The organism is Mojavia sp. (genome assembly GCF_059505145.1).
The window spans coordinates 1-4,000 of sequence record NZ_JCACKA010000160.1; the positions used below are offsets into that span (position 1 = coordinate 1).

3 protein-coding genes are annotated in these 4,000 nt (G+C 42.0%); all 3 read left to right on the forward strand.

The window, feature by feature from the left end:
• A partial coding sequence (locus AC5JL8_RS38680; RefSeq protein ID WP_495884970.1) for a putative type IV secretion/conjugal transfer ATPase occupies nucleotides 1-1,773 on the forward strand: 1,773 nt, incomplete at its 5' end.
• A 65-nt stretch (nucleotides 1,774-1,838) separates the two neighbouring features.
• Nucleotides 1,839-2,609, forward strand: a complete 771-nt coding sequence (locus tag AC5JL8_RS38685; protein ID WP_495884971.1) for a hypothetical protein — start codon at nucleotides 1,839-1,841, stop codon at nucleotides 2,607-2,609.
• A gap of 285 nt (nucleotides 2,610-2,894) precedes the next feature.
• Nucleotides 2,895-4,000, forward strand: a 1,106-nt coding sequence (locus tag AC5JL8_RS38690; protein ID WP_495884972.1) for a hypothetical protein, incomplete at its 3' end; no start/stop codon positions are given.

Below are 4,000 nucleotides of genomic sequence, written 5' to 3' on the forward strand. Positions count from 1 at the left end.
GGCAGTATAGATGTGAAGGCAGGATTAAACATAGAAGAATCGGTAGAAGCACAACGGACGCTATACAAAGGAAGTGCGGTATTGCATACAGCAGTAGTGTTCTTAGTACACCGAAAAAATCTGCCACAACTAGATGAGGATTGCAGATATTTAGCAAGTTGCTTTCTGCGGCCAGCAGTGGTAGACAGAGAAACAGAGTATGCGTGGAAGCTATGGTTGCAATGCACACCGATAGTTTGGGAGGCACTATTAACAAAACCATTCAACAGGAGGTTAATGTATTTCACATCAGAAGCACCAGGGCTAACACCGCTAATCCGCACAGCCACAGGGGATAAAACAGGATTTGAGCTAATAGCGGCAGAAGGAGGAACACCAGTACATCTAAACTTGTACCAAAACCATAAGAATCTAGCAGTGTTTGGGACAACTCGCTCTGGAAAGTCAGTGCTAGTGGCAGGAATATTGACCCCGGCGATAGCGCAAGATATACCAGTAATAGCCCTAGATTACCCAAAACCAGATGGGACATCAACGTTTACGGATTACACGCGATTATTAGGCGCAGATGGGGCATACTTTGATATAGCCAAAGAATATAACAACTTGTTTGAGTTACCAGACTTACGCTCAATGGATGAAGAAACAATCAAAGAGCGAATGTCAGATTTTAAGGAGTTTCTCAAATCAGTGCTGATGACAATGATTATAGGGACGAACTCAATAGGAGTAAGTTTCTCGATGGTATCAATCATCGAATCGCTGCTGTCATTGGCATTACAAACATTTTTTAATGATGAAGAAATAAAATTGCGTTATCAAGCAGCATTGAGGGCAGGGATCTTGACTCCGCAATGGCTTGATACACCAACACTAAAAGACTTCTGCCAATATTGCTCACCAGGGTACATAAATTTAGATTCACTGTCTACAAGTAGCACTGAAGTAACCCAAGCATTAGGACATATACAGGTGAGATTAAAGTATTGGCTATCGTCCAAGGTAGGGCAATCAATCTCGTCGCCTTCCAGCTTTAGGGCGAATGCAAAGTTATTAGTATTTGCACTAAGGAATTTATCAAGCGATGCAGATGCAGCAATTTTAGCGTTGAGTGCGTATGCAGCAGCCCTGCGTCGCGCCCTGTCATCAAAAGCGAGTATTTTCTTTCTAGATGAAGCACCGATTCTGTTTCAATTTGACGCGATCGCCGAACTAATTGGAAGACTCTGTGCCAACGGAGCTAAAGCTGGTATCCGCGTCATTCTGTCTGCCCAAGAGCCAGAAAGTATATACCAAAGTCAAGCAGCAGCGAAAATATTTGCAAATATCACGACGCGGTTAGTGGGTCGGATTCAGTCATCAGCAATAGATCCATTTGTAGAAAGATTTAAATATCCTTATTCGATTATTAGTAAAAACAGTACAGAAACATTTTATCCCAAAAAATCCCTGATCTATTCATCGTGGTTATTAGATGACAATGGCAAGCTAACATTCTGCCGTTATTATCCAGCGTATTGTTTATTGGCAGCAGTGGCTAATAATCCAGCCGAGCAAGAGCTGAGAGAGGCATTTCTGAATAAATATAATAACAATCTTTTACTAGGACTATATAGATTTAGTGAGGATTATATTCGGATGATTAGAGGAGAAGAATTATCAGACGAAGCCCAACAATTGTTAGTAGAAAAACAGGGGATAGGGGGTAGGGTTTTGGATGTAGGGAATGAAGAAGTAAACGCTGTTTTGCCTCGGATATTAAATGTTTATTAATACTACAGCCTACACCCTGTTCATTTACGAATTCTGGTAAATAAAAGAAGAGTAAAGGTATCATAATGATGAAGTTTAAACTTAAAAAACTCCTCATACCAATCATAATTACTATTCCCTTAGTGTTAACGGCTAACCCAAGTTTTGGATTTGTGTCAATTAAAGATTTTTTGGGTTCAGTATTAGAGGATATGCGACAAGAGTACAGCAATGCGGAAGAAAAAGTTCAAGAAAAAATTAGAACAACATGGGCCTCGCTTGCGGAAGATGCCAGTGTTGCTATTGAATCATCAAAAGGAGAAATGGGAACACCAGACCCGGATAAAAGTACACAAGATTTGATTAGAAGATTAAAGAATAGTAGAGCAATACCCAAAACGAAATCATTAGCCCAATTATTGGAAAGAGATTTAGCTCGTGCGTCAGTATCTTCGACATTGGGAACCCAAGGACAACAAAATACCACCCAAAAAATCCTCTCGACGATTCAAATATCACAAGAAGTTCAAGATTTAGCAGAGCAAGCACAAGGATTAGATGCGTCACAAAATATTCTGAAAGTGATAGCAGCACAAAATGCACAAATGGTGAGTACAATTTCCCGCTTTCATGCTGATTCATTGGTGGCGCGTCTTGATACTGCCCAATCGAATTTGATGCTGACACAGGTAGCAGAAACCCTAGCGAACTCTACTACAAAAGAAGAACTTAAAACTACAGGACAAGTATCACTAACTCAAGAATTAGTGTTGATGTCTGTACTAGATCCAGCGAGGAATGGCACTAAGTTTAGTTATTTGTTGAGGCAAGCAGGGGGTGCTGGGGGAGACAAATAAATAAGTGAATTCAACGCTATTTCAGTATTGATAAATACAAGTTTTCCTCTTTACTCCCCCAGCCTCCCCCAATACTGTTCGGTTAACAAAGTTATCTGTTGAGGTGAGCTTTCTTGAGCTGGGGAAGAGGAAAGTGCAGGGGGAGAGAAGAGCCATTGAAGAGACGCGATTAATCGCGTCTGTACTAATTTCCCCCCAGCCTAAAGAGCCTATCCGAACCGTATTGCAGCCTCCCCAGCCTAAAGAGCTTTTCAAACGTGACATTCGATCCAGCGAGAATCAAGTATGAATAATCTGTTGGCGCAAATAGCGAATGGGATAATTTCTAACGATAATTTAGCAAGTAGAGCCGCCCAAGTATCAGATGCAGTATCACTAGGATTTAACGAGTTATGGTCAGAAGTTCTTGGTGGACAACTTTATGCTTCACTTTGCACAGTTGGTACATTATTTGCCGTCACAACACTGGGATTTTTTATCTTGGAGTGGACAAAACAAGTAATTAATAACGAAGAACAAAGGGCATTTAGCTCGTTTATCTGGCCACTGCTGATTGCAGCGTTGCTAGCAAATGATGGGCAACTGTTGGGAAAAACCACAATTAGTATCAAGGATTACATAAATAATGTAAATAATTACGTGCTGACAAGAACAGCAGTAGGAGTAGATTTGAGAGCCGCGTACTCAAGAGCAATGGGAGTAGCAGCAGTAAGGGCGGCGATTGGTAGAGAAATAGAAGCTTGCCGCACATCTAGTCTGAGTCCGCAAGAAACAGTAGAGTGTTTGGAGCAAGCCAAGCAAACATTATCTCGGCAATACCCAGATTACTTTGGAGCAAGTGGGCCATTTGCTTATTTAATTGAGCGAATCAATCGGGTTCTAGAGGCACCACAACAAGCAATTCAGTCAGGAGCAAACCCAATTCAGGTATTACTGTCACCGTTTAGTGCATTTGTGGGTTCGGTGGTAGCGGAGAACATAACTAATATTCTGGTAGGGCTATCTGGGGCGTATCAATGGGGAATAGAGTTAACAATGCTGTTGACGGCATATCTTGGGCCTCTCGCTGTGGGAGGGAGTCTACTACCATACGGAGCTAAACCAATACTGGCATGGTTAACGGGCTACTTCTCAGTAGGAATGGCGAAATTGAGTTTTAATATCATCGCGGGTTTTGCGGCCGAGTTAATAGCTAATTCGCGTTCAGATCAACCATTATTTTTCCTATTTACCATCGGAATATTTGCACCAGCCCTTGCCACGGGGATAGCGGCAGGAGGTGGGCTATCGTTGCTAATGCAGATTAATAAAGCCGCAGATGAGTCCAAAAATGTAGCCAAGGATATTGCTGTAACGGTAGTGACAGGCGGTGCTGGGGGGATAGCTAGGTT